This window comes from Streptococcus oralis (assembly GCF_004127215.1).
In the GTDB taxonomy this organism is placed as follows: Bacteria; Bacillota; Bacilli; order Lactobacillales; family Streptococcaceae; genus Streptococcus; species Streptococcus oralis_BD.
Genome location: NZ_QEWJ01000008.1, coordinates 44,484 through 68,796 on the forward strand (window position 1 = coordinate 44,484; position 24,313 = coordinate 68,796).

21 protein-coding genes, 1 tRNA gene and 1 riboswitch are annotated in these 24,313 nt (G+C 41.9%); of the genes, 19 read left to right on the plus strand and 3 right to left on the minus strand.

Features of this window, described 5'->3' with window-relative positions:
• The first annotated feature begins 11 nt into the window (after positions 1-11).
• The 4 genes from murA (at position 12) to DF216_RS07100 (ending at position 3,811) form a co-directional block, all read left to right on the plus strand.
• Positions 12-1,292: a UDP-N-acetylglucosamine 1-carboxyvinyltransferase gene (gene murA / locus DF216_RS07085; protein WP_125827895.1), complete on the plus strand. Its 1,281-nt coding sequence runs from the start codon at positions 12-14 to the stop codon at positions 1,290-1,292.
• Positions 1,279-1,473, plus strand: coding sequence for a DNA-directed RNA polymerase subunit beta (locus DF216_RS07090; RefSeq protein WP_000977280.1), 195 nt, complete (start codon positions 1,279-1,281; stop codon positions 1,471-1,473). Before murA ends, DF216_RS07090 begins: the two co-directional genes overlap by 14 nt.
• Before the next feature lie 40 nt (positions 1,474-1,513).
• Complete coding sequence (locus DF216_RS07095) at positions 1,514-2,338, plus strand: DNA/RNA non-specific endonuclease (RefSeq protein WP_129326392.1); 825 nt, start codon at positions 1,514-1,516, stop codon at positions 2,336-2,338.
• A gap of 141 nt (positions 2,339-2,479) precedes the next feature.
• The gene (locus DF216_RS07100; RefSeq protein WP_129326393.1) at positions 2,480-3,811 is read left to right on the plus strand and encodes a hemolysin family protein; all 1,332 of its coding nucleotides are present in this window, start codon (positions 2,480-2,482) and stop codon (positions 3,809-3,811) included.
• Positions 3,812-3,890: 79 nt separating this feature from the next.
• Here DF216_RS07100 and DF216_RS07105 read toward each other — a convergent pair.
• Positions 3,891-3,961: transfer RNA gene (locus DF216_RS07105), tRNA-Cys, on the minus strand.
• Between the two features lie 308 nt (positions 3,962-4,269).
• Between DF216_RS07105 and DF216_RS07110 the strand changes: the two genes are divergently transcribed.
• The 5 genes from DF216_RS07110 to DF216_RS07130 all read left to right on the plus strand — a co-directional run bounded on the left by DF216_RS07110 (position 4,270) and on the right by DF216_RS07130 (position 10,754).
• Positions 4,270-6,249 (plus strand): peptide ABC transporter substrate-binding protein, encoded by a 1,980-nt coding sequence (locus DF216_RS07110; protein WP_129326394.1) that lies wholly within the window; start codon positions 4,270-4,272, stop codon positions 6,247-6,249.
• Between the two features lie 66 nt (positions 6,250-6,315).
• A complete protein-coding gene (locus DF216_RS07115) occupies positions 6,316-7,812 on the plus strand; it encodes an ABC transporter permease (protein ID WP_129326395.1) in 1,497 nt (498 codons plus the stop codon).
• The gene (oppC, locus tag DF216_RS07120) at positions 7,812-8,738 is read left to right on the plus strand and encodes an oligopeptide ABC transporter permease OppC (RefSeq protein WP_129326396.1); all 927 of its coding nucleotides are present in this window, start codon (positions 7,812-7,814) and stop codon (positions 8,736-8,738) included. The genes DF216_RS07115 and oppC overlap by 1 nt, the downstream gene beginning before the upstream one ends.
• 8 nt (positions 8,739-8,746) lie before the next feature.
• A complete protein-coding gene (locus DF216_RS07125) occupies positions 8,747-9,814 on the plus strand; it encodes an ABC transporter ATP-binding protein (RefSeq protein ID WP_129326397.1) in 1,068 nt (355 codons plus the stop codon).
• A 10-nt stretch (positions 9,815-9,824) separates the two neighbouring features.
• The gene (locus tag DF216_RS07130) at positions 9,825-10,754 is read left to right on the plus strand and encodes an ATP-binding cassette domain-containing protein (protein ID WP_084971095.1); all 930 of its coding nucleotides are present in this window, start codon (positions 9,825-9,827) and stop codon (positions 10,752-10,754) included.
• 88 nt (positions 10,755-10,842) lie between these two features.
• Here DF216_RS07130 and DF216_RS07135 read toward each other — a convergent pair whose 3' ends face one another.
• Together DF216_RS07135 and trkA are read right to left on the minus strand one after the other, a co-directional pair.
• Positions 10,843-12,282 (minus strand): TrkH family potassium uptake protein, encoded by a 1,440-nt coding sequence (locus DF216_RS07135; RefSeq protein ID WP_084971097.1) that lies wholly within the window; start codon positions 12,280-12,282, stop codon positions 10,843-10,845.
• 3 nt (positions 12,283-12,285) lie between these two features.
• Positions 12,286-13,635 carry a Trk system potassium transporter TrkA gene (gene trkA / locus DF216_RS07140; RefSeq protein WP_129326398.1) on the minus strand — a complete coding sequence of 450 codons (1,350 nt, stop codon included), beginning with the start codon at positions 13,633-13,635 and terminating at the stop codon, positions 12,286-12,288.
• Between the two features lie 401 nt (positions 13,636-14,036).
• Between trkA and DF216_RS07150 the strand changes: the two genes are divergently transcribed.
• The 10 genes from DF216_RS07150 to rpsI all read left to right on the plus strand — a co-directional run bounded on the left by DF216_RS07150 (position 14,037) and on the right by rpsI (position 24,223).
• A complete protein-coding gene (locus DF216_RS07150; RefSeq protein WP_129326399.1) occupies positions 14,037-14,540 on the plus strand; it encodes a tRNA (cytidine(34)-2'-O)-methyltransferase in 504 nt (167 codons plus the stop codon).
• Between the two features lie 40 nt (positions 14,541-14,580).
• A riboswitch (FMN riboswitch) is annotated at positions 14,581-14,799 on the plus strand.
• A gap of 153 nt (positions 14,800-14,952) precedes the next feature.
• Positions 14,953-15,516, plus strand: a complete 564-nt coding sequence (locus DF216_RS07155; protein WP_129326400.1) for an ECF transporter S component — start codon at positions 14,953-14,955, stop codon at positions 15,514-15,516.
• Entirely contained in the window at positions 15,506-16,156 is a 651-nt protein-coding gene (locus DF216_RS07160; RefSeq protein WP_129326401.1) for a phosphatase PAP2 family protein, read from the plus strand. The genes DF216_RS07155 and DF216_RS07160 overlap by 11 nt, the downstream gene beginning before the upstream one ends.
• Before the next feature lie 272 nt (positions 16,157-16,428).
• The gene (gene pheS, locus DF216_RS07165; RefSeq protein WP_129326402.1) at positions 16,429-17,475 is read left to right on the plus strand and encodes a phenylalanine--tRNA ligase subunit alpha; all 1,047 of its coding nucleotides are present in this window, start codon (positions 16,429-16,431) and stop codon (positions 17,473-17,475) included.
• Positions 17,476-17,497: 22 nt separating this feature from the next.
• A complete protein-coding gene (locus DF216_RS07170; protein ID WP_000622617.1) occupies positions 17,498-18,178 on the plus strand; it encodes a hypothetical protein in 681 nt (226 codons plus the stop codon).
• A 231-nt stretch (positions 18,179-18,409) separates the two neighbouring features.
• Entirely contained in the window at positions 18,410-20,815 is a 2,406-nt protein-coding gene (gene pheT / locus DF216_RS07175; protein ID WP_129326403.1) for a phenylalanine--tRNA ligase subunit beta, read from the plus strand.
• Positions 20,816-21,065: 250 nt separating this feature from the next.
• Positions 21,066-21,959 carry an ABC transporter ATP-binding protein gene (locus DF216_RS07180; RefSeq protein ID WP_129326404.1) on the plus strand — a complete coding sequence of 298 codons (894 nt, stop codon included), beginning with the start codon at positions 21,066-21,068 and terminating at the stop codon, positions 21,957-21,959.
• A complete protein-coding gene (locus DF216_RS07185; protein WP_129326405.1) occupies positions 21,956-23,155 on the plus strand; it encodes an ABC transporter permease in 1,200 nt (399 codons plus the stop codon). Before DF216_RS07180 ends, DF216_RS07185 begins: the two co-directional genes overlap by 4 nt.
• A gap of 210 nt (positions 23,156-23,365) precedes the next feature.
• Entirely contained in the window at positions 23,366-23,812 is a 447-nt protein-coding gene (gene rplM, locus DF216_RS07190) for a 50S ribosomal protein L13 (protein ID WP_001044624.1), read from the plus strand.
• Positions 23,813-23,830: 18 nt separating this feature from the next.
• Entirely contained in the window at positions 23,831-24,223 is a 393-nt protein-coding gene (gene rpsI, locus DF216_RS07195) for a 30S ribosomal protein S9 (protein WP_000075973.1), read from the plus strand.
• The last annotated feature ends 90 nt before the right edge of the window (positions 24,224-24,313 follow it).

Genomic DNA, 24,313 nt, shown 5'->3' on the forward strand with positions numbered 1-24,313 from the left:
AGGAAACAACTATGGAAAAAATTGTGGTTCAAGGCGGGGATAATCGTCTGGTCGGGAGTGTGACGATCGAGGGAGCAAAGAATGCAGTCTTGCCCTTGTTGGCAGCGACTATTCTAGCAAGCAAGGGTAAGACAGTCTTGCAGAATGTCCCGATCTTGTCAGATGTTTTCACCATGAATCAAGTGGTTCGTGGTCTGAATGCCAAGGTTGATTTTGATGAGGAAGCCCATATCATCGAGGTCGATGCGACTGGTGACATCACGGAGGAGGCTCCTTACAAATATGTCAGCAAGATGCGGGCATCAATCGTTGTTTTGGGACCAATCCTTGCTCGTGTAGGTCATGCTAAGGTATCCATGCCAGGTGGTTGCACCATTGGGAGTCGTCCAATCGATCTCCACCTCAAGGGCTTGGAAGCTATGGGAGCTAAGATTAGCCAGACAGCTGGTTACATCGAAGCCAAGGCAGAACGCTTGCATGGCGCTCATATCTACATGGACTTCCCTAGTGTCGGTGCAACACAAAACCTTATGATGGCAGCAACTCTAGCTGACGGTATGACTGTCATTGAAAATGCTGCGCGTGAGCCAGAAATCGTTGACTTAGCTATTCTCCTCAATGAAATGGGAGCCAAGGTCAAGGGAGCTGGTACTGAAACAATCACAGTAACTGGTGTCGAGGAACTCCATGGTACGACTCACAGTGTCGTACAGGACCGTATCGAAGCTGGAACCTTTATGGTGGCTGCAGCTATGACAGGTGGAGATGTCCTCATTCGAGATGCAGTCTGGGAGCATAATCGTCCCTTGATTGCTAAACTCCTTGAAATGGGAGTTGAAGTGACAGAGGAGTCAGAAGGCATCCGTGTCCGTTCTCAACTTGAAACTCTCAAGGCTGTTCATGTAAAAACTTTACCACACCCAGGATTCCCGACAGATATGCAGGCTCAATTTACAGCTCTGATGACAGTCGCAAAAGGGGAATCCACCATGGTGGAAACTGTGTTTGAGAATCGCTTCCAACACTTGGAGGAAATGCGCCGTATGGGCTTGCACTCAGAGATTATCCGTGACACAGCTCGTATTGTTGGGGGACAGGCTTTACAGGGGGCAGAAGTTCTCTCAACGGACCTTCGTGCCAGTGCGGCCTTAATTCTGACAGGTTTGGTAGCGCAAGGTGAGACAGTTGTTGGTAAATTAGTCCACCTTGACAGAGGTTACTACCGTTTCCATGAAAAGTTAGCTCAGCTAGGAGCGAAGATTCAGCGAATCGAGGTAAATGATGAAGAATAAAAACTTACGCTATGTACTCCGTCGCTTACTGTTGATTTTTATCGTACTATTGCTAGGCTTTCTTGCTTTAGGAATCGGCTTGATGGTTGGCTATGGCATCCTTGGAAAGGGACAGGATCCATGGGCTATCTTGTCTCCAGCAAAGTGGCAGGAATTGATTAGCAAATTTACAGGAAATTAGACTGGGAGACCAGTCTTTTTCTAGAGATATAAGGAGAGATATGAACAAAAAAACAAGACAGGCTCTAATAGGATTACTTATATTCTTACTCTTGGCTGCTGGAAGCTACTATATCAAGCAGATGCAGCTGGCACCAAATACCCCCAAAACCAAAGTTAGTCAGAAAAAACAAGCTTCAGAGGCTCCTAGTCAGGAGTTGGCTGAAAGTGTCTTAACTGAGTCAATCAAAAACCAAATTAAGGGTGGTCTTGAGTGGAATGGGGCAGGTGCCTTTGTCGTCAACGGCAATAAAACCAATCTAGATGCCAAAGTTTCTAGCAAACCTTACGCGGATAATAAAACAAAACCAGTCGGGAAAGAGACCGTCCCAACGGTTGCCAATGCTCTCTTATCCAAAGCGACTCGTCAGTACAAAAATCGTGAAGAAACAGGCAATGGCTCAACCTCTTGGACTCCGCCGGGATGGCATCAGGTTAAAAATCTAAAGGGAACCTATACGCACGCAGTAGATAGGGGGCACTTGTTGGGTTATGCCTTGATAGGTGGATTAGATGGCTTTGATGCTTCTACTAGCAATCCCAAGAACATTGCAGTTCAGACGGCTTGGGCTAATCAAGCTCAGGCTGAAGATTCGACAGGGCAGAACTACTATGAGAGTTTGGTTAGGAAAGCCTTAGACCAGAATAAGAGAGTCCGTTATCGGGTAACTCTCCACTATGCTACAAATGAGGATTTGGTTCCATCTGCTTCACAAATTGAAGCCAAGTCTTCGGATGGCGAATTGGAGTTCAACGTCCTGATTCCAAATGTTCAAAAGGGCATCCAGCTTGATTATCGAACAGGTCAGGTCACGGTGACAAACTAGAACCAATCTATTTAAAGGAATAAAAATTGCTCCCTTGTCCGTTAGTGATAAGGGAGCGATTGTATAAATTAGAAAATAATGTGATTCCTAGGCCGATTTATGATATAATGGAACACAAGATACTATTTTAGGAGAAAGACCATGGAAGACCCGAGCAGTCAGGATTTGTTACTGCAATTTGTACTTTTAGTTGTATTGACCTTTTTAAATGCCTTTTTCTCAGCTACAGAAATGGCTATGGTGTCATTAAACCGTTCCCGAGTAGAGCAAAAGGCAGAAGAGGGAGACAAACGTTACGTCCGTTTGTTAAAAGTACTTGAAAATCCTAACCACTTTTTATCAACCATTCAAGTCGGTATCACGTTAATTACCATCTTGTCAGGGGCAAAACTGGCAGATACACTTGGACAAGTAATTGCCTCTTGGATGGGGAACGGAGAAACAGCTTATGCCATTGCAAGTTTCCTCTCTTTGGCATTCTTGACCTACATCTCTATTGTTTTTGGTGAGCTCTATCCTAAACGGATTGCCCTCAATCTAAAAGATGCCTTAGCTATTCGCTCTGTTCCGATTATTATTGGTCTTGGGAAGATTGTCAGTCCCTTTGTCTGGTTGTTATCTGCTTCAACCAATTTGTTGAGTCGTTTAACACCAATGACCTTTGATGATGCGGATGAAAAAATGACTCGAGATGAAATTGAGTATATGTTGACCAAGAGTGAGGAGACCTTGGATGCAGATGAAATCGAGATGTTACAAGGGATTTTCTCTCTAGATGAACTGATGGCGAGAGAAGTCATGGTTCCTCGGACAGATGCCTTTATGGTGGATATTCAGGATGATAGTCAAACCATTATCCAAAGTATTTTAAAACAAAATTTTTCCCGTATCCCAGTTTATGATGGGGATAAGGACAATGTGATTGGGATTATTCACACCAAGAGTCTTCTTAAGGCAGCCTTTGTGGACGGTTTTGATAATATTGCCTGGAAGAGAATCTTACAAGATCCACTCTTTGTCCCTGAAACCATTTTTGTGGATGACCTCCTTAAAGAGCTTCGAAATACCCAAAGACAAATGGCCATTTTGCTCGATGAATATGGTGGTATGGCTGGTCTGGTCACACTGGAAGACCTGCTGGAGGAGATTGTCGGAGAAATTGACGACGAGACAGACCGAGCAGAAATCGAAGTCCATCAAATCGGTGAGGATACCTATATTGCGCAGGGAACCATGAATCTTAACGACTTCAATAACTACTTTGGTGTCGAACTAGAAAGCGATGATGTGGATACCATCGCCGGTTATTATTTGACGGGTGTTGGAACGATTCCAACAACTGAGAAAATCAGTTACCAACTGGTTAGCCAAAACAAGCAGATTGTCCTGACCAATGATAAGGTGAAAAATGGGCGTGTTACTAAGGTAAAAGTTCAAATCACTGAAATAGAAAATGAAGAAGAAACAGAATAAAGGAGCTTAAGACACCATCAGGTGCCCAAGCTCCCATTTATAAAAAAAAGACTCACGGGGAGTCTTTTGGTTTACTATAAGGCGGTAGACGGATTTGAACCGACGATCAAGCTTTTGCAGAGCCGTGCCTTACCACTTGGCTATACCGCCTCAACGTTTATTATTATACCTTGAAAATGATTCTACGTCAATAGTTTCTTAAACGAAAATCCAATTTAGGAAACTTTCCCTTTTTATGACAGACTTTAAAACCGAGAGAGAAAGTCTGAAAATCAGTCTTTACGGGCCGTAAATTTGCCATTCTAATCACCCAGATAGCAAACAAAGAGTGTAGAAATTTGACAGATGAAAGTTTTTTGAGAGTATACGCCTAAATATTCTGAAAATTCGTTTACTTTTTAGATAATATATGATATAATTGATGACAAACCTAAATTTTTTTAAGAGGAGTTAACAATATGAAAAAAAGTAGAGTATTTGTTGCAGCAGGAATTGCCCTATTGGCAACTGGCGTTTTAGCTGCTTGCGGTTCTTCAAAATCATCTGATTCAACAGCGCCAAAAAATTATGGTTATGTTTATTCAGCTGACCCAGAAACATTGGATTACTTGATTTCAGGAAAACAAAGTACTAAAGTTGCCACTTCAAATGGTATTGATGGTCTTTTTACAAATGATAAATATGGGAATTTGACTCCTGCAGTTGCAGAAGACTGGTCAGTTTCAAAAGACGGTTTGACTTATACCTACAAAATTCGTAAAGGTGTCAAATGGTTTACATCAGATGGCGAAGAGTATGCTGAAGTAAAAGCGAAAGACTTTGTAAATGGTTTGAAACACGCAGCTGATAACAAGTCAGAAGCGCTTTACCTAGCAGAAAATTCTGTTAAAGGTTTGTCTGATTATTTGGCAGGTAATACAAAAGACTTTTCTTCAGTAGGTGTGAAAGCAGTTGATGATTATACTCTTGAGTATACCTTGAATCAACCAGAGCCATACTGGAACTCTAAGATGGCTTATTCAATCTTCTGGCCATTGAACGAAGAATTTGAAAAATCAAAAGGATCTGACTTTGCTAAAGCAACTGACCCTACATCATTGCTTTACAATGGACCATTCTTGCTGAAAGGGTTGACTGCTAAGTCTTCTATCGAGTTTGCTAAGAATGAACAATATTGGGATAAAGACAATGTTCATATTGATAAAGTAACCCTTGCTTTCTATGATGGGTCAGATCAAGAATCAATAGAACGTAACTTTACAAGTGGAGCTTATAGCTATGCTCGTCTTTACCCAACAAGTTCAAACTACTCTAAAGTAGAAGAAACATACAAGGACAATATCTACTACACACCAGCTGGCCCTGGTATTGGTGGTTTGGGTGTGAATATTGACCGTCAAGGCTACAAATACACTTCGAAGACAACTGATGAAGAGAAGACTTCTACCAAGAAAGCTCTTCTTAACAAGGACTTCCGTCAAGCCTTGAACTTTGCCTTTGACCGTACTTCTTATTCAGCACAAATAAATGGTAAAGAAGGAGCTCCCCTTGCTGTTCGTAACCTCTTTGTGAAACCAGGGTTTGTCTCTGCAGGTGAAAAAACTTTCGGTGACTTGGTAACTGAAAAGATGGCTGCTTATGGTGATGAATGGAAGAACGTAAACTTTGCTGATGGTCAAGATGGTCTCTTCAATGCCGATAAAGCCAAAGCTGAATTTGCCAAAGCTAAAACTGCTTTAGAAGCAGAAGGTGTGAAATTCCCTATCCACTTGGATATTCCAGTAGATCAAACAGCTAAGAACTACATTGCACGTATCCAATCTTTCAAACAATCAGTTGAAACAGTACTTGGTGAAGACAATGTAGTCATCGATATCCAACAAGTTTCTAAAGATGAGTTTAATAATATCTCTTACTATGCTGCAAATGCTGCGGCAGAAGATTGGGATCTCTCAGGGGCAGTTGGATGGAACCCAGACTACGAGGATCCATCAACTTACCTTGGTATCTTGAAAACAACTAATGCTAAACAAACAAAAACATACATGGGTTACGAAGGCGCAGATAATGCTGCAGCTGCCCAAGTAGGTTTGAAAGAATATGATAAATTAGTTGATGAAGCAGGGAAAGAAACTAGCGACTTGAATGTTCGTTATGAAAAATATGCAGCTGCCCAAGCTTGGTTGACAGACAGCTCACTCTTCTTGCCAGCTATGGCATCAAGTGGTGCTGCACCTATCATTTCTCGTGTTGTACCATTCTCAGCTTCATTCACTCAATCTGGAGATAAAGGCTCAGATGTATACTTCAAGTATATTCAGTTACAAGACAAGGTTGTAACTAAAGCTGACTATGAACAAGCTCGTGAAAAATGGCTCAAAGAGAAAAAAGAATCAAACGAAAAAGTTCAAAAAGAATTGGCTAATCACGTTAAATAAATAACTCTCAAGAGAACTTTCTCTCCATGAGGAGAAGGTTCTTTTGGGATTTTAAAAGGAAACGATATGAAGAAATATATTTTTATGCGTGTATTGCGTTCATTGTTGTCTATTTTCTTGGTGACAACCTTGACCTACACAATTATCTATACGATGGTTCCTCGGAACTTGATTTTCAAGCAGGATACCAACTATAACAAGATTGCAACGACGCCAGATAAACGGGACAATTATGAAAATACCGTTTATGAGCGGATGGGCTATATCGAGTACTACGATACCAAGGAGTTGCAAGAAAGAGCTAGCACAATGGACTCATCTGTAACCGTTGATGCCAATGAGACTAATAAGGCAATCTACGAAAAATACATCAACCAACTAGGAAATGGTTGGACACTAGGTGTATTCTCAGAAAGTGGTCAATTCTACGCTACGCGTGAAATTCCGATTTTTGAACGTGTTTTCAAATTCTATGCGAACTTGATTGATGTCGATCATCCAAACAAGATTCAGGACCCTGAAAATCCAAACTTGCAACGCTATCTTCGTTTTGAAAATGACCCTGCTATCGGTTGGTCATTAGTTGGTTCAGGTACAAAACATAAATACCTTTTGTATTTCAATAACCAATTCCCATTTGTCCACCAAAATTTTGTGAACATTAACTTGGGTGATTCTTACCCAACCTATGCGAACACGCCAGTGCTTCAAGTTATCACACAAGGTCAGGGACAAACTAAGACAGAAGAAGTTCAATTCCCAACGGGTAAAAAGACTTCATCTGTAGATATCTACTCTCGTACCTACAAATCACCAAGTCAAGCAGACGCACGTGAGGTGGCAAACTATGGTAAGGACGATCCATACACGGCTACAGAAAGCAATTACCAATATCCATCTATGATTGCAAGTTCAGCTGTTGCTGGTTTGATTGGTTTGATTATTTCGTATGCTATCGCTATTCCACTTGGATCTGCTATGGCTCGCCACAAGAATACTTGGATTGACAGCTTCTCGACAGGTGCTCTGACCTTCTTGCTTGCTCTTCCAACAATTGCCTTGGTTTACATCGTGCGTTTGATTGGATCATCCATTGGTCTTCCAGACTCATTCCCTATCTTGGGAGCTGGGGATTGGCGTTCCTATGTCTTGCCGGCAGTCATTCTAGGTTTGTTGGGAGCGCCAAGTACGGCTATCTGGATTCGTCGTTACATGATCGACTTGCAATCTCAGGACTTTGTACGTTTTGCTCGTGCCAAAGGTTTGTCTGAGAAAGAAATTTCAAATAAACACATCTTTAAAAATGCCATGGTTCCTTTGGTTTCAGGTATTCCTGGTGCCGTAATCGGAGTTATTGGTGGTGCAACATTGACAGAAACAGTCTTCGCCTTCCCAGGTATGGGTAAAATGTTGATCGACTCTGTTAAGGCATCAAACAACTCCATGGTAGTTGGTCTCGTCTTCATCTTTACATGTATCTCTATCTTCTCACTCTTTGTAGGAGATATCTGGATGACCATGCTTGACCCACGTATTAAATTGACAGAGAAAGGAGGCAAATAATGTCAACAATTGATAAAGAAAAATTTCAGTTCGTAAAACGTGACGATTTTGCCTCTGAAACAATTGATGCCCCTGCCTATTCATACTGGGGGTCTGTATTTAGACAATTTCTAAAGAAAAAATCAACAGTCCTTATGTTGGGGATTTTGGTAGCCATTATCTTGATGAGCTTTATTTATCCAATGTTCTCAGATTTTGACTTCAACGATGTAAGTAAGGTGAATGACTTTAGCGCTCGTTTTATCAAGCCCAATGCCGAACATTGGTTTGGTACAGATAGTAATGGTAAATCCTTGTTTGATGGGGTTTGGTTTGGTGCGCGTAACTCTATCCTCATCTCTGTAATTGCCACTTTTATCAACCTTGTAATTGGGGTTATTGTTGGTGGAATTTGGGGAATTTCAAAATCTGTTGACCGTGTCATGATGGAAGTTTATAACATTATTTCAAACATTCCATCTCTCTTGATTGTCATCGTATTGACTTACTCAATTGGTGCTGGTTTCTGGAATCTGATTTTTGCCATGAGTGTGACAACTTGGATTGGGATTGCTTATATGATTCGTATCCAAATCATGCGTTACCGTGACTTGGAATACAACCTTGCTTCTCAAACACTTGGGACACCAACCTTTAAAATCATCGTTAAAAATATCATGCCACAATTGGTATCCGTTATTGTTTCTACAATGACCTTGATGTTGCCAAGCTTCATCTCTTATGAGGCCTTCCTTTCCTTCTTTGGACTTGGCTTGCCTATTACAGTACCAAGTTTGGGACGTTTGATTTCAGATTACTCACAAAACGTTACGACCAACGCCTATTTGTTCTGGATTCCATTGACAACCTTGATCTTGGTCTCTCTTTCTCTCTTCGTTGTTGGTCAAAACCTAGCGGATGCTAGTGATCCACGTACACATAGATAGGAGTAGACATGACAAAAGAAAATAATGTAATTTTGACTGCTCGTGATATTGTCGTGGAATTTGACGTTCGTGACAAAGTTCTGACGGCTATCCGAGGAGTTTCTCTGGACCTGATTGAAGGGGAAGTTCTTGCCTTGGTAGGTGAGTCAGGTTCTGGTAAATCTGTTTTAACAAAAACCTTTACAGGGATGTTAGAAGATAATGGCCGTATTGCCCAAGGAAGTATCGACTATCGTGGACAAGACTTGACAGCCTTGACTTCTAACAAGGAATGGGAGAAGATTCGTGGTGCTAAAATTGCGACCATCTTCCAAGACCCTATGACAAGTTTGGACCCAATCAATACAATCGGTAGCCAAATTACTGAAGTTATCGTTAAACACCAAGGAAAAACAGCCAAGGAAGCCAAAGAGATGGCAATCGACTATATGAACAAGGTCGGAATTCCAGACGCTGAAAAACGTTTTGATGAGTATCCTTTCCAATATTCTGGTGGAATGCGTCAACGTATCGTTATCGCGATTGCCCTTGCATGCCGTCCAGATATCTTGATCTGTGACGAGCCGACAACGGCCCTTGACGTAACTATTCAAGCGCAAATCATTGATTTGCTTAAAACTTTGCAAAATGAGTACCACTTTACCATTATCTTTATCACCCATGACCTTGGTGTGGTAGCAAGTATTGCGGATAAAGTAGCGGTTATGTATGCTGGGGAAATTGTAGAATACGGAACCGTTGAGGAAGTATTCTACGACCCACGTCATCCATATACTTGGAGTCTCTTGTCTAGTTTGCCTCAGCTTGCTGATGATAAAGGGGAATTGTACTCTATCCCAGGAACACCACCGTCTCTTTATACTGAGTTGAAAGGTGATGCCTTTGCCCTTCGTTCAGATTATGCTATGCAAATTGATTTTGAAGAGAAGGCACCTAAGTTTTCAGTCACTGATACCCACTGGGCTAAGACTTGGTTGCTTCATGAGAATGCTCCTAAAGTTGAAAAACCTCAGGTCATTGCAGATTTGCATGGCAAGATTCGTGATAAAATGGGCTTTGCTCATCTAGAAGACTAGGAGGAAGGAAATGTCTGAAAAATTAGTAGAAATTAAAGATTTAGAAATTTCCTTCGGTGAAGGAAGCAAGAAGTTTGTTGCGGTTAAAAACGCCAACTTCTTTATCAACAAGGGAGAAACTTTCTCTCTTGTAGGAGAGTCTGGTAGTGGGAAAACAACGATTGGTCGTGCCATCATTGGTTTAAATAATACCAGTAAAGGTGAGATTATCTTTGACGGGCAGAAAATTAATGGGAAAAAATCTCACAAGGAATCATCAGACTTGATTCGTCGTATCCAGATGATTTTCCAGGACCCTGCAGCTAGCTTGAATGAGCGTGCGACAGTTGACTATATCATCTCTGAAGGTCTTTACAACTATCACTTGTTCAAAGACGAAGAAGATCGAAAAGAAAAAGTTCAAAAGATGATTCATGAAGTTGGGCTTTTGAAAGAACACTTGACCCGTTACCCACACGAGTTTTCTGGTGGTCAACGTCAGCGTATCGGGATTGCCCGTGCCCTTGTGATGGAGCCTGATTTCGTTATTGCGGATGAGCCAATCTCTGCCTTGGACGTATCTGTTCGTGCACAGGTCTTAAACTTGCTCAAAAAATTCCAAAAAGAGTTGGGCTTGACCTATCTCTTTATCGCGCATGACTTGTCAGTTGTTCGCTTTATCTCAGACCGTATCGCGGTTATCTATAAGGGAGTTATCGTCGAAGTGGCGGAGACAGAGGAGTTGTTTAACAATCCTGTCCACCCTTATACTCAAGCGCTTCTATCTGCTGTGCCGATTCCAGATCCAATCTTGGAACGCAAGAAGGTCTTGAAAGTTTACGATCCTGATCAACATGATTATGAGACAGACAAGCCGTCTATGGTGGAGATTCGTCCAGGTCACTATGTTTGGGCCAATCAAGCAGAACTTTCTCGTTACAAGGAAGCTCTTAAAAAATAAACAGATTAGGAGAGGACCGAAAGGTCTTCTCATTTTTAATAGAAAAAATCCCCTTTTACTAGCTTGTAAAAGGGGGATTGTATTGTAATTAACGTTTAGACCAGGTACGTTTCATAAAGAGTAGCAAAATTGGGTAAATCTCTAAGCGGCCTGCAATCATTGCAAATGAGAGGAGGATTTTAGAGATGGGACTAAAGATGGCAAAACTAGAGGTTGTACCTAGAATCGGTCCGATATTGTTAAAACAGCTGAAGACCGCACTGGTCACGACTAGAAAATCATTGCTATCAAGACTGACTATAAAGATGAGAGAGAGAATAATCATCATATAGATGGCAAAATACTTGAGAATCTTGTGTTGGGTATCCTTATCAATTACAGTTTTATTAACATGGAGAGTCAAGACACGGTGAGGAGATAAGATGGACAGAATCTGATTTTTTGCGATTTTAGAGAGGATGAGTCCTCTGATCACCTTAAGACCACCTGCAGTTGAGCCAGCTGAACCACCGATTGCCATGAGGAAGAGGAGGATAAACTGGGAGAAGAGAGGCCAGTTGGTGATATCTCCGTAACCAAAACCTGTTGTCGTGATGATGTTGGAAACCTGAAAGAAGGCCATTTCAACACTTTTAGAGACACCTTGGTAGAGGTGGAGCGTATTAAGAGTAATCAAGCCGGTAGAAACTAGGACAATGATTACATATGCTCGTAGTTCTTCATCTCCAAAGAAGGCCTTGACCCGACGGAGCATGAGGAAGTAATACAGGTTAAAATTGACACCGAAAACCAGAACGCCAAAACTGACAAGATAGGTAATCAGGGAACTGCCGTAATGGGCAATTCCATCGTTGTAGACGGTGAATCCCCCGGTTCCCGCTGTTCCCATAGCGATGACAAAGCTATCAAACAAGGGCATACCTGCTAAATAGTAGATGACGACAAAGAGGGAGAAGAGCCCGAGGTAAAGGAGATAGAGGATCTGGGCAGTGTTTTTCAGTTTGGATACAACCTTACCAAAGACAGGACCAGGGACCTCTGCCTTCATCACCTCTAAGTGACTATTCTTAGCATTGTCCATAATGGCAAGCGCAAAGACAAGCACCCCCATCCCTCCAATCAAGTGGGTGAAACTTCGCCAGAAGAGGAGAGAACGACTGAGAACCGAGACATCTGTTAGAATGGTCGCTCCTGTAGTTGTAAAACCAGAACTAATTTCAAAGAAGGCATCAATGACACTTGGGATTTGTCCTGAAAAGACAAAGGGAAGCGCTCCAAAGAAAGACCAGAGAATCCAACAGAGGGCAACGATTAAGACACCCTCCTTGGCATAAATCCGCTGATTTTTCGGTTTTCGTAAAACGCCTAGACCACCGAGAAGGACTAAAATTCCAATCGTAGTAAAAAGAGCTGTAAACACTTGGCTGGATTCTTGATAATAGGTCGCTACACTCACAGGCACTAGGAGTAGAATAGCCTCAATCAAGAGAAGTTTTGAGAGGAGGTAACGAATCATACTTTTATTCATTTTTTACCTCTCAATCAAATCATAAATTTTGGTGATGTTTGGTAGCAGGGTAGTTACCAGTAACTGGTCTCCGACCTCCAGTGTATCCTCTCCAGTAGGGAAGATTGTTTTTCCTTTTCGGATAATAGCTGCGATGAGAACCCCTTTTTTCAATTTTAACTGTGAAAGAGGTTTGGCAGTCATTTTATTAGCTTCCTTGATTTGGAATTGGAGAGTTTCAATTTGTCCGTTTGCTAGATGGTGCATGGCTTGAAGATCTGAGTATTGGGCGTTTACTCGACCACGGATAAAGTGCATAATGGCATCTACCGCGATGCTTTTTGGTGTAATGATACTTGAAAAATCAGGCGCATGGATGATTTCTAGGAGGCTAGTTCGGTTGACCTTGGTGATATTCTTATGGACGCCAACACGGTCAAGGAACATAGAGGTGATGATATTTTCCTCATCAACTCCAGTCAAGGTTGCGACTGCGTCGTAGTGAGGAGCACTTTCTTCTAGTAAGATATCTTTGGCAGTCCCATCTCCCTGAACGATATAGAGATTTGGGAATTTTTCACTAAAGAAACGGGCTCTTTCAGGGTTAATCTCGATGACCTTGGTATCGATACGGCTGTCTTTCAAAATGCCAAGTAGATAATAAGCGATTTTTCCAGCCCCGACGATAAGTAAGCTTTTCACTGCACGCGATTTGAAATAGTTGTGGAAAAGCATCATATCCACACGATTTCCCGTAACAAAAATCCTATCCTTGTCCTGGATAGTGACATCACCACTTGGAATCATGAGTTGATGGTCTCTTTCCATAGCACAGACAATGATGTTGCCAAATTTTTTACGGAAATCTGAGATTGGCATTTGACAGAGGCCGCTAGAATCTTTGATAACAAACTCCATCAGGCTGACACGACCTCCAGCAAAACGCTCCACTGAGAGGGCATTAGGGAAATCGATGATATTTGAGATGGCACGGGCTGCTAAGAGTTCTGGATTAACGATAAGTGAAAATCCAAGAATATTTTTCTCTTTAAAATAAGCATTAGAGTATTCAGGATTTCGCACTCGGACGATGGTTTCTTTAGCGCCCATTTTTTTAGCTAGTACCGCTGAAATCATATTCACTTCATCGTATTCAGTTAGAGCGATAAAGATATCACACTCTTGAACACCGGCTTGCTCCAAGATGGCAAAGTCGGCACCATTTCCAAGGAGGCCCATGATATCAAAGCGACTGACAATATGGTTCAGTACAGCTTCATTTTGCTCGATGAGGACAACGTCATGTTTTTCTGCAACTAGTGAACGACAGAGGGCAAAACCGACTTTCCCTCCACCAACAAGGACAATTTTCATATAAAAAACCTACTTTTTCATGATGTAACTATCATACCCTTTTTTAGTAAAAAATGCACTTGTCAAGCCGATTTTTAGGGGGAGAAAGGGCTTTTTCAAGTTTTTGAAGATAAATATGCTTAACTTCTATAACAAGGTCTCTGATTTGAAGTGATTTTACTCTTTTACTATCCCTTTTCAGAAATGGAATGACCAAACATGAAAATATCATTAAAAAAAGTAAAAAAATCAAGTCGTTTCTATTGACATTGATTCTGAAAGTGTTATACTAAGGAAGCAGTTTCGCTGATTTACTTCAAACCTGTTGTGAGGTAAGTTAACGACGCCTTAACCACGCTGTTTGCTGAGCTTGACTCCGGGCAGTGTGGCTATTTTTTTGCAATGATAAAAGGAAGCCCGTCATGACAAATCACATTGTATTATTTGAGCCTCAGATTCCACAAAATACTGGGAACATTGCGCGTACTTGCGCTGCGACCAATTCTACCCTCCACATCATCAAACCAATGGGCTTTCCCATTGATGATCGCAAGATGAAGCGGGCTGGTTTGGATTATTGGGATAAGTTAGAGATTTATTTTTACGAGAATTTGAAAGATTTCATGTCTCAGATGAAGGGAAAACTCTATCTGATTTCGAAGTTTGCTGAGAAAGTGTATTCTGAGGCAGATTTATCGACTGACGAAGACCATTATTTTCTCTTCGGGCGTGAAGACAAGGGGTTGCCAGAGGACTTTATGCGTGAACATCCAGAGAAAGCTCTCCGTATTCCTATGAACGATGAACACGTTCGCAGTCTCAATGTTTCCAATACGGTCTGCATGATTGTCTATGAGGCTCTTCGTCAGCAAGATTTTGCCGGTTTGGAGCTTGTTCACACTTATGAAGTGGACAAATTGAAATAAACAAAATGCTTGCACTTGCAAGCGTTTTTTGTTATGATTAGAGGGTCTTCAGGGCAGGGTGTAATTCCCGACCGGCGGTAAATTTGACTAGCTATTTTAGCTTTCTCGTCGTTGTCTTGTCTCGATATACTTTAAGTATTATCTTCGACTGCGACGCCTAGATAAATCTAAAATATCTTAGCCAAATAAGTCCGCGAGCGCAAGCTGATGTGGTGAGATTCCACAACCGACAGTATAGTCTGGATGGGAGAAGACGAAAGAATAGCTTTGTCTGTTCTGATGAGTTTATAGATAAATTGCAACCGCTTGCTCAAAGGAGTGAGAGGGAACTTTTGGGATATAAAAAGTGAGAATAGATAGAGGGATCCTTTCCAACTTCTTCTGATTTTATAGAAAATTGGAGGAACCTGTTATGACAAACACACGTCGACTTTCGACCATTGCGATTTTATCAGCCATTTCATTTGTGCTGATGTACTTTGACTTTCCGCTCTTGCCAGCGGCGACCTTCCTCAAGATCGAGTTTAGTATCTTGCCAGTCCTTGTGGGCTTGGTGGTGATGGATTTGCCTGCTGCTCTAGGGATTCTCTTGCTGCGATCCCTCTTGAAGCTGCTTCTCAATAGCCAGGGAGTGAATACTTACATTGGATTGCCAATGAATATCGTAGCTCTGGGAGTTTTTGTGATCGCTTTTGGTTTGATTTGGAAAAAGGAACGCAGCACTCTTCGTTTTCTACTAGCATCTCTAGCGGGAACTGTCGGATTGACTACTGCTATGTTGGTTCTCAACTATGTCTATGCTGTTCCTTTGTACGCGAAGTTTGCCAACTTTGATATTGGAAAAATTATGGGACTTTCCAACTACCTAATGACCATGGTATTGCCCTTTAACTTGCTTGAAGGTGTAATCTTTGCCGTTTCATTCTGGTTGTTATACGTCCTCTTGAAACCAACCTTAAAACACTATGAAAGATAAACAAACATTTTTAACGAAGGGCTCTTTTGCCCTTTTACTTTTCGTCCTTCTTGGCTATATGGTTAAGTTTTACCCTGAAACGCTGGTCGGTTTTGACCAACCGATTCAGACTGCCCTTCGTGGGGACTTGCCAGATTATTTAACAGTTTTGTTCCGTGCGCTTACACGCCTGATCGATATCCCAGTTATCATCACCTGGGTTGTCATTACAGCCTTTGTCTTTTATCGAAAGCAGTGGAAGATAGAAAGCTACTTCATGGCGGGCAATCTAGCCATAGCAGGTCTTTTGATCGTGACCTTTAAAAATATTTACCAGCGCCCACGACCAGCTATCTTACACTTGGTTGAGGAGAAGGGATTTTCCTTCCCAAGCGGCCATTCTCTGGCTGTAACCTTGATGGTAGGCACTCTGATTGTCATTCTCAGTCAACGAATTAAAGATCCAGTCTGGAGAAAAATCGTGCAAATCGTGCTAGGGCTCTACCTAGTCAGTGTGCTGGTATCAAGGGTCTATCTGGGAGTTCACTATCCATCAGACGTCCTTGCCAGTCTCTGTGTAGGTTTGGGAGTCCTGTTTATCGAGTTTCCCTTCTATGATAAGCTCCGCTTCCAATGGCGATTTAAAGGCAAGCAGAAGTGAGATAGGTCTTGCAAGAATGGTAAAAATCTGATAAACTATGTAGTAATTGAATAGGAATCCGCAAGACTAGTAACTCAAGGGAAGTATATCAGGGAGGAGAGCCGTGACTGCAAGCTCTCTATATGAAAGCTGGGTGAATTCACTTGTGCATGGATTTAGAAATGAAGGTCTGACTTGTCAGATGAAACGGATGGTACCGCGTGTCAACGCTCCGAGTGGAGTTTTTGGCATGTGGTTTTCTTTTTATCTGATAAGCGACTGATGGAGGAATTATGTCAACTATTGAAGAACAATTAAAAGCGCTTCGCGAAGAAACGCTAGCAAGCTTGAAGCAGATTTCTGCTGAAAATGAAAAAGAGATGCAAGACTTGCGTGTCTCTGTCCTTGGTAAAAAGGGTTCGCTTACTGAAATCCTCAAAGGGATGAAGGATGTATCGGCTGAAATGCGCCCTGTCATCGGGAAACACGTCAATGAAGCTCGTGATGTCTTGACTGCAGCCTTTGAAGAAACAGCTAAGCTTTTGGAAGAAAAGAAAGTCGCAGCTCAACTGGCTAGCGAGAGTATCGATGTGACACTTCCAGGTCGTCCGGTAGCTACTGGTCACCGTCACGTTCTCACACAAACCAGTGAGGAAATTGAAGATATTTTCATCGGTATGGGTTACCAAGTCGTGGATGGTTTTGAAGTGGAGCAAGACTACTATAACTTCGAGCGTATGAACCTTCCAAAAGATCACCCAGCTCGTGATATGCAGGATACTTTCTACATCACAGAAGAAATCTTGCTTCGTACTCACACGTCTCCAGTTCAGGCGCGTGCTATGGATGCTCATGATTTTTCAAAAGGTCCTTTGAAAATGATCTCACCAGGGCGTGTCTTCCGTCGTGATACGGACGATGCGACCCACAGCCACCAATTCCATCAAATCGAAGGTTTGGTTGTCGGGAAGAACATCTCTATGGCTGACCTTCAAGGTACGCTTCAACTGATCATTCAAAAAATGTTTGGTGAAGAGCGTCAAATTCGTTTGCGTCCATCTTACTTCCCATTCACAGAGCCATCTGTTGAGGTGGATGTTTCCTGCTTCAAGTGTGGTGGAGAAGGCTGTAACGTATGTAAGAAAACGGGTTGGATCGAAATTATGGGCGCCGGTATGGTTCACCCACGGGTCCTTGAGATGAGTGGTATTGATGCAACTGTTTACTCTGGTTTTGCCTTTGGTCTCGGACAAGAACGTGTAGCCATGCTCCGTTACGGAATCAACGATATCCGTGGCTTCTACCAAGGAGATGTCCGCTTTTCAGAACAATTTAAATAAGATTGAAACGCGAGGATATTTTATGATTTCGGAACAAAACTATAACAAACTTTTAGAGAAGTTTGGTGATATATCTTCATTTGCGATTTATAAAGAATCTAAAAATAATGATAAAGCAACATCTGAAAATATATCCTATGAAGAAGCTATTGAAAATCATCAAAAAGACTACATAAATCCTTCTAATATAATACTTATGGTAAACCCCTCTGCTAAAAGAGAACAATCCCCTGATAGTAATTTTTCTTCATTTCATCATTCAAATATTAATGATCGTCATTTAAGATTCTTAACTATGAAAACAAGTACATTTTGGAGGAATCTATACGGATCATATGTAACTGATCTATTTTCTGATGTTGTCGAATCTGTAATGGATAATTTAATTTCGGCAGTAAAGGATGATAATAAAAAGGACTACAGAAAACAATCGTATAAAAAATTAATCGAACAATTAGAAATATTGTCCCAGGATTCAAAAGAAGAAAAGTTAAATATATATGTTTGTGGTGCTTTGTCGAAGAGTAAGCGTAAAGATTTTATTTTTTTTATAGAAGAATTAATAGAAGAAATTTCAGAAAACTCAGATTTAAATATTGAACTTAGTTTTTATGCTGTTTATCATCCTGGTTATCAAAATTTAAAAAAATTAATTCAAGGTGGTTGTGAAAAAATAGTTAAGCATTCTATGAAGGTTGAATGAAATAGTTCTTAATTGGGAAGTTAAGTTTTACTATTTAAATGTAACTTTATAGAAAGAGTTTGTTCACAGAGTTGTGGCTAAAAACTTTTATTCTATAGAGATGGTAAGAGATAAGAGCTCTTCCTAAGACAGCCTCGGGCTGGAAAACACAAAATGAAAGGATCTAAACGAGGGCCAAAAGAAATCTAGGAAAGTCATCTAGATTTCAGCATAGCCCTTGGTATCTTACATATGTTAGTTAGTTATAAATTGTTAAAAGAATTGGTGGACATTGATGTGCCATCACAAGAGTTGGCTGAAAAAATGTCAACCACAGGGATCGAGGTAGAAGGTGTCGAATCACCTGCTGCCGGTCTCTCAAAAATTGTCGTCGGTGAGGTCTTGTCCTGCGAAGATGTGCCAGAAACTCACCTTCATGTTTGTCAGGTTAACGTTGGCGAAGAAGAAGCGCGTCAGATCGTTTGTGGTGCCCCGAATGTGCGTGCTGGTATCAAGGTTATGGTGGCACTTCCAGGAGCTCGTATCGCTGACAACTACAAAATCAAAAAAGGGAAAATCCGTGGTTTAGAATCACTTGGAATGATCTGTTCCCTTGGTGAATTGGGAATTTCTGACTCAGTTGTACCAAAGGAATTTGCAGATGGTATCCAAATCTTGCCTCAAGATGCTGTTCCTGGGGATGAAGTCTTTTCTTACCTAGACTTGGATGATGAAATCATCGAACTTTCCATCACTCCAAACCGTGCGGACGCCCTTTCTATGCGTGGGGTGGCCCATGAAGTGGCAGCCATCTATGACAAGGCGATCAGCTTTAAAGAATTTACTCTAACTGAAACAAATGAAGCTGCGGCAGATGCTCTTACTGTCAACATTGAGACAGACAAGGCTCCTTACTATGCAGCTCGTATCTTGGATAATGTGACTATCGCACCAAGTCCACAATGGTTGCAAAACCTCCTCATGAACGAAGGTATCCGTCCCATCAACAACGTAGTGGACGTAACCAACTATATCTTGCTTTACTTTGGTCAACCTATGCATGCCTTTGACTTGGATACCTTTGAAGGGACTGACATCCGTGTGCGTGAAGCGCGTGCTGGTGAAAAATTGGTGACCTTGGACGGGGAAGAGCGTGATTTGGAAACAAATGACCTCGTGATTACTGTTGCTGACAAACCAGTAGCCCTTGCAGGTGTCATGGGTGGTCAAGCAACAGAAATCTCTGAAAAATCTAGTCGTGTTGTCCTTGAAGCAGCTGTTTTCAATGGCAAATCTATCCGTAAGACCAGCGGTCGCCTCAACCTTCGTTCAGAGTCTTCTTCTCGTTTTGAAAAAGGCATTAATGTGGCAACCGTTAATGAAGCCCTTGATGCGGCGGCAAGTATGATTGCGGAACTTGCAGGTGCGACGGTGCGTAAGGGCATTGTTTCAGCAGGGGAACTTGATACTTCTGATGTGGAAGTTTCTTCAACTCTTGCAGATGTCAACCGCGTCCTTGGAACGGAGCTTTCCTACGCGGATGTAGAAGATATCTTCCGTCGTCTTGGCTTTGGTCTTTCTGGAAATGCAGAAGCCTTTACAGTTAGCGTACCACGTCGTCGCTGGGATATCACTATCGAAGCAGACCTCTTTGAAGAAATCGCTCGTATCTATGGGTATGACCGCTTGCCAACTAGCCTTCCAAAGGATGACGGTACAGCTGGTGAATTGACAGCGACACAAAAATTGCGCCGTCAAGTTCGTACTATTGCTGAAGGAGCAGGTCTGACTGAAATCATCACCTACGCTCTAACAACTCCAGAAAAAGCAGTTGAATTCACGGTCCAATCAAGCAACCTTACAGAACTCATGTGGCCAATGACTGTGGACCGTTCAGTCCTTCGCCAAAATATGATCTCAGGTATCCTTGATACGGTTGCCTACAATGTGGCTCGTAAGAACAAAAACTTGGCTCTTTACGAGATTGGAAAAGTCTTTGAACAAACAGGCAATCCAAAAGAAGACCTACCAAACGAAATCAACAGCTTTGCCTTTGCCTTGACAGGCTTGGTTGCAGAAAAAGACTTCCAAACAGCAGCAGTTCCAGTTGATTTCTTCTATGCTAAGGGAATCCTTGAAGCGCTCTTTGCTCGCTTGGGATTAGAAGTGACCTATACAGCAACAGCTGAAATTGCTAGCCTTCACCCAGGACGTACAGCTGTGATTTCACTCGGTGACCAAGTTCTTGGTTTCCTTGGCCAAGTACATCCAGTCACTGCTAAGGCTTACGATATCCCAGAAACCTATGTAGCGGAGCTCAACCTTTCAGCCATCGAAGCTGCTCTACAACCAGCGGCTCCATTCGTGGAAATCACGAAATTCCCAGCAGTTAGCCGTGATATTGCTCTACTTCTCAAGGCAGAAATTAGCCATCAAGAAGTTGTAGACGCAATCCAAGCTGCAGGTGTGAAACGATTGACAGACATCAAACTCTTTGACGTCTTCTCAGGTGAAAAATTGGGACTTGGCATGAAGTCAATGGCTTATAGCCTAACCTTCCAAAATCCAGAAGATAGCTTGACAGACGAAGAAGTCGCACGCTATATGGAAAAAATCCAAGCTTCTCTCGAAGAAAAAGTCCATGCAGAAGTGCGTTAACTCATCAATCCATCCTTCGGGGTGGATTTTTAGTTTCAAAAGGACAGTTCAGGATCAAAAATGAACAATTAGGGAGTAAAAGCTCTCAGCTATACTTTATTGGGTTATAATTGGTCTATCACTTGGGTACTCAAAACCCTTAGAGAGTTTAGTTTTTAAGGAAGGATGAACAAGATAAAAATGTACATAAATCCTTGTAAAGGCTATCAAAAAGGAGTATAATAAGTGCAACATATTTCGGAGGTGGAAAATGCTAGAAGTAAGAAATCTAGAGAAAAGTTTCGGTTCCAAGCAAGTCTTGTTTGGTGTAGATTTTAAGGCAAGTCCAGGACGGATTCTGGGGCTGGTCGGGAAAAATGGTTCTGGGAAAACAACGATTTTCCACAGTATTTTGAAATTTTTAGACTATCAAGGAGAGATCAGTCTGGATGGACAGGAGATTCGCCAGGAAACCTATGCTCGAATTGGTTATCTGCCTGAGGAACGCAGTCTTATGCCCAAGTTGACAGTTCTTGAGCAAGTTCGCTACCTGGCTACTCTAAAAGGCATGGATGCTAAGGAGGTCAAGGAAAAACTCCCTCAATGGATGGAAAAACTGGAAGTGAAGGGGAAATTGACTGACAAAATTAAGAGTCTCTCAAAAGGAAATCAGCAGAAAATCCAGTTGATTATCACCCTAATCCATGAACCGGACTTGATTATCCTGGATGAGCCCTTTAGTGGTTTGGATCCAGTCAATACCGAGTTGCTCAAACAGGTCATCTTGAAAGAGAAAGAGCGCGGTGCGACCATTATCTTTTCTGACCATGTCATGACCAATGTCGAGGAGCTTTGCGATGATATTCTCATGATTCGTGATGGGCGTGTGGTCTTGCATGGACCAGTCCAAGAAGTTCGCAATCAATACGGTAAAACGCGTCTCTTTGTTTCAAGTGAACGAAGCAAGGAAGAACTGGAAAGTCTTCCTCATGTCAAACAGGTGAGCTTGACCAAGCAAGGCAGTTGGAAATTGATCTTAGATGATGAGAGTGCTGGAAGGGAACTCTTCCCAATCCTCACTCAAGGTCAATACATCGCGACCTTTGACCAACAAGCTCCAACAATCGATGAAATCTTTAAACTAGAATCAGGGGTGGAAGTATGAGAAATATGTGGGTAGTTATTAAAGAAACTTATCTGCGACATGTCAAGTCCTGGAGTTTCTTCTTTATGGTGATTTCGCCGTTCCTCTTTTTAGGTTTGTCTGTAGGAATCGGATATCTCCAAAATTCTTCGATGGCTAAAAATAGCAAGGTAGCAGTGGTGACAACTGTACCATCTGTAACAGAAGGGCTCAAGGGTACCAATGGGATTAACTTTGACTATCAGGATGAAGCCAGTGCCCAAGCCGCCATCAAGGATGAAAAAATCAAGGGTTATCTAACTATTGATCAAGAGGACAGTGTCCTCAAAGCTGTTTACCATAGTGAAACTTCGCTTGAAACAGGTATCAAGCTAGCAGTAACCAATAAGCTAAATGAACTGCAATACCAACTCAATCGCTCGGCAGCTAATTTGTCTCAAGAACAGGAAAAACTCCTGGCTCAGACTGTTGACTTTACTGAGAAGATTGACGAATTCAAAGAAAATAAAAAGATGGTCCAAACCATTGCGGCTGCGGGTCTCGGCTTCTTCCTCTATATGATCTTGATTACCTATGCTAGTGTCACTGCTCAGGAAGTGGCTAGTGAAAAGGGAACCAAAATCATGGAAGTGGTCTTCTCTAGTATTCGAGCTAGCCATTATTTCTACGCTCGCATGATTGCCTTGCTTCTTGTGATTTTGACCCATGTTGGGATTTACGTAGTGGGTGGAGTTGCTGCGCTACTTCTCTTCAAAGACCTCCCTATCTTGGCCCAGTCTGGTATTTTAAACCACTTGGGAGAGGCCTTCTCGCTCAATACTTTATTGTTTGTCTTAGTGAGCCTCTTTATGTACGTTGTTTTGGCAGCCTTCCTTGGTTCCATGGTTTCTAGGCCTGAGGATTCAGGAAAGGCCTTGTCGCCATTGATGATTTTGATTATAGCCGGATTTGTCGGTGTAACCTCTCTAGGTGCTGCTGGTGACAATTTGGTTCTGAAAATTGGGTCCTACATTCCTTTCATTTCAACTTTCTTTATGCCATTTAGAGCCATTAATGGGTATGCAAGTGATTTAGAGTCCTGGATTTCTCTAGCGATTACAATCGTTTTTGCAGTGACTGCAACGGTCTTTATCGGCCGCATGTATGCCAGCCTAGTCCTTCAGACAGATGACTTAGGTCTATGGAAAAGCTTTAAACGTGCCTTAGCTTACAAATAGGAGAGCCTCGCGAAAGCGAGGTTTTTCTAGACTTTAAACGGGGAAATAGATAAAATTATTTTTCATATCTATTGACTTTTAGTAGTAAAATTTGGTATGATAGTAGACGGTATTGTTTACCCCATTTGTAAGGCCCCGGAACCTTTCAAATACCCCGCGGACCGGAACATCCGCCCTGTAAACAAAAACGATATTCATATAGGAGAAATCATGAACAAAACTACATTCATGGCTAAACCAGGCCAAGTAGAACGCAAATGGTACGTTGTTGACGCAACTGATGTACCTCTTGGACGCCTTTCAGCAGTTGTTGCTAGCGTACTTCGCGGAAAAAACAAACCAACATTCACACCACACACTGATACAGGTGACTTCGTAATCGTTATCAATGCTGAAAAAGTTAAATTGACTGGTAAAAAAGCAACTGATAAGATCTACTACACTCACTCAAACCACCCAGGTGGATTGAAACAAATCTCTGCTGGTGAACTTCGTTCTAAAAATGCAGTACGTTTGATCGAAAAATCAGTTAAAGGTATGCTTCCACACAATACTCTTGGCCGCGCTCAAGGTATGAAATTGAAAGTATTTGTTGGAGCTGAGCACACTCACGCTGCACAACAACCAGAAGTTCTTGATATTTCAGGACTTATCTAAGGAAAGGAACAATAAAGTATGTCACAAGCACAATATGCAGGTACTGGACGTCGTAAAAACGCTGTTGCACGCGTTCGCCTTGTTCCAGGAACTGGTAAAATCACTGTTAACAAAAAAGATGTTGAAGAGTACATCCCACACGCTGACCTTCGTCTTGTAATCAACCAACCCTTCGCAGTTACTTCAACTGTAGGTTCATACGACGTTTTCGTTAACGTTGTAGGTGGTGGATACGCTGGTCAATCAGGGGCTATCCGTCATGGTATCGCTCGTGCCCTTCTTCAAGTAGACCCAGACTTCCGCGATTCATTGAAACGCGCAGGACTTCTTACACGTGACTCACGTAAAGTTGAACGTAAGAAACCAGGTCTTAAGAAAGCTCGTAAAGCATCACAATTTAGTAAACGTTAATTCGAGAGAATTACAATACATACAAAGAGCATCTTTCGGGGTGTTCTTTTTTATCGATAATTTGTAGATTTATAATTGGGAATTTCGTTG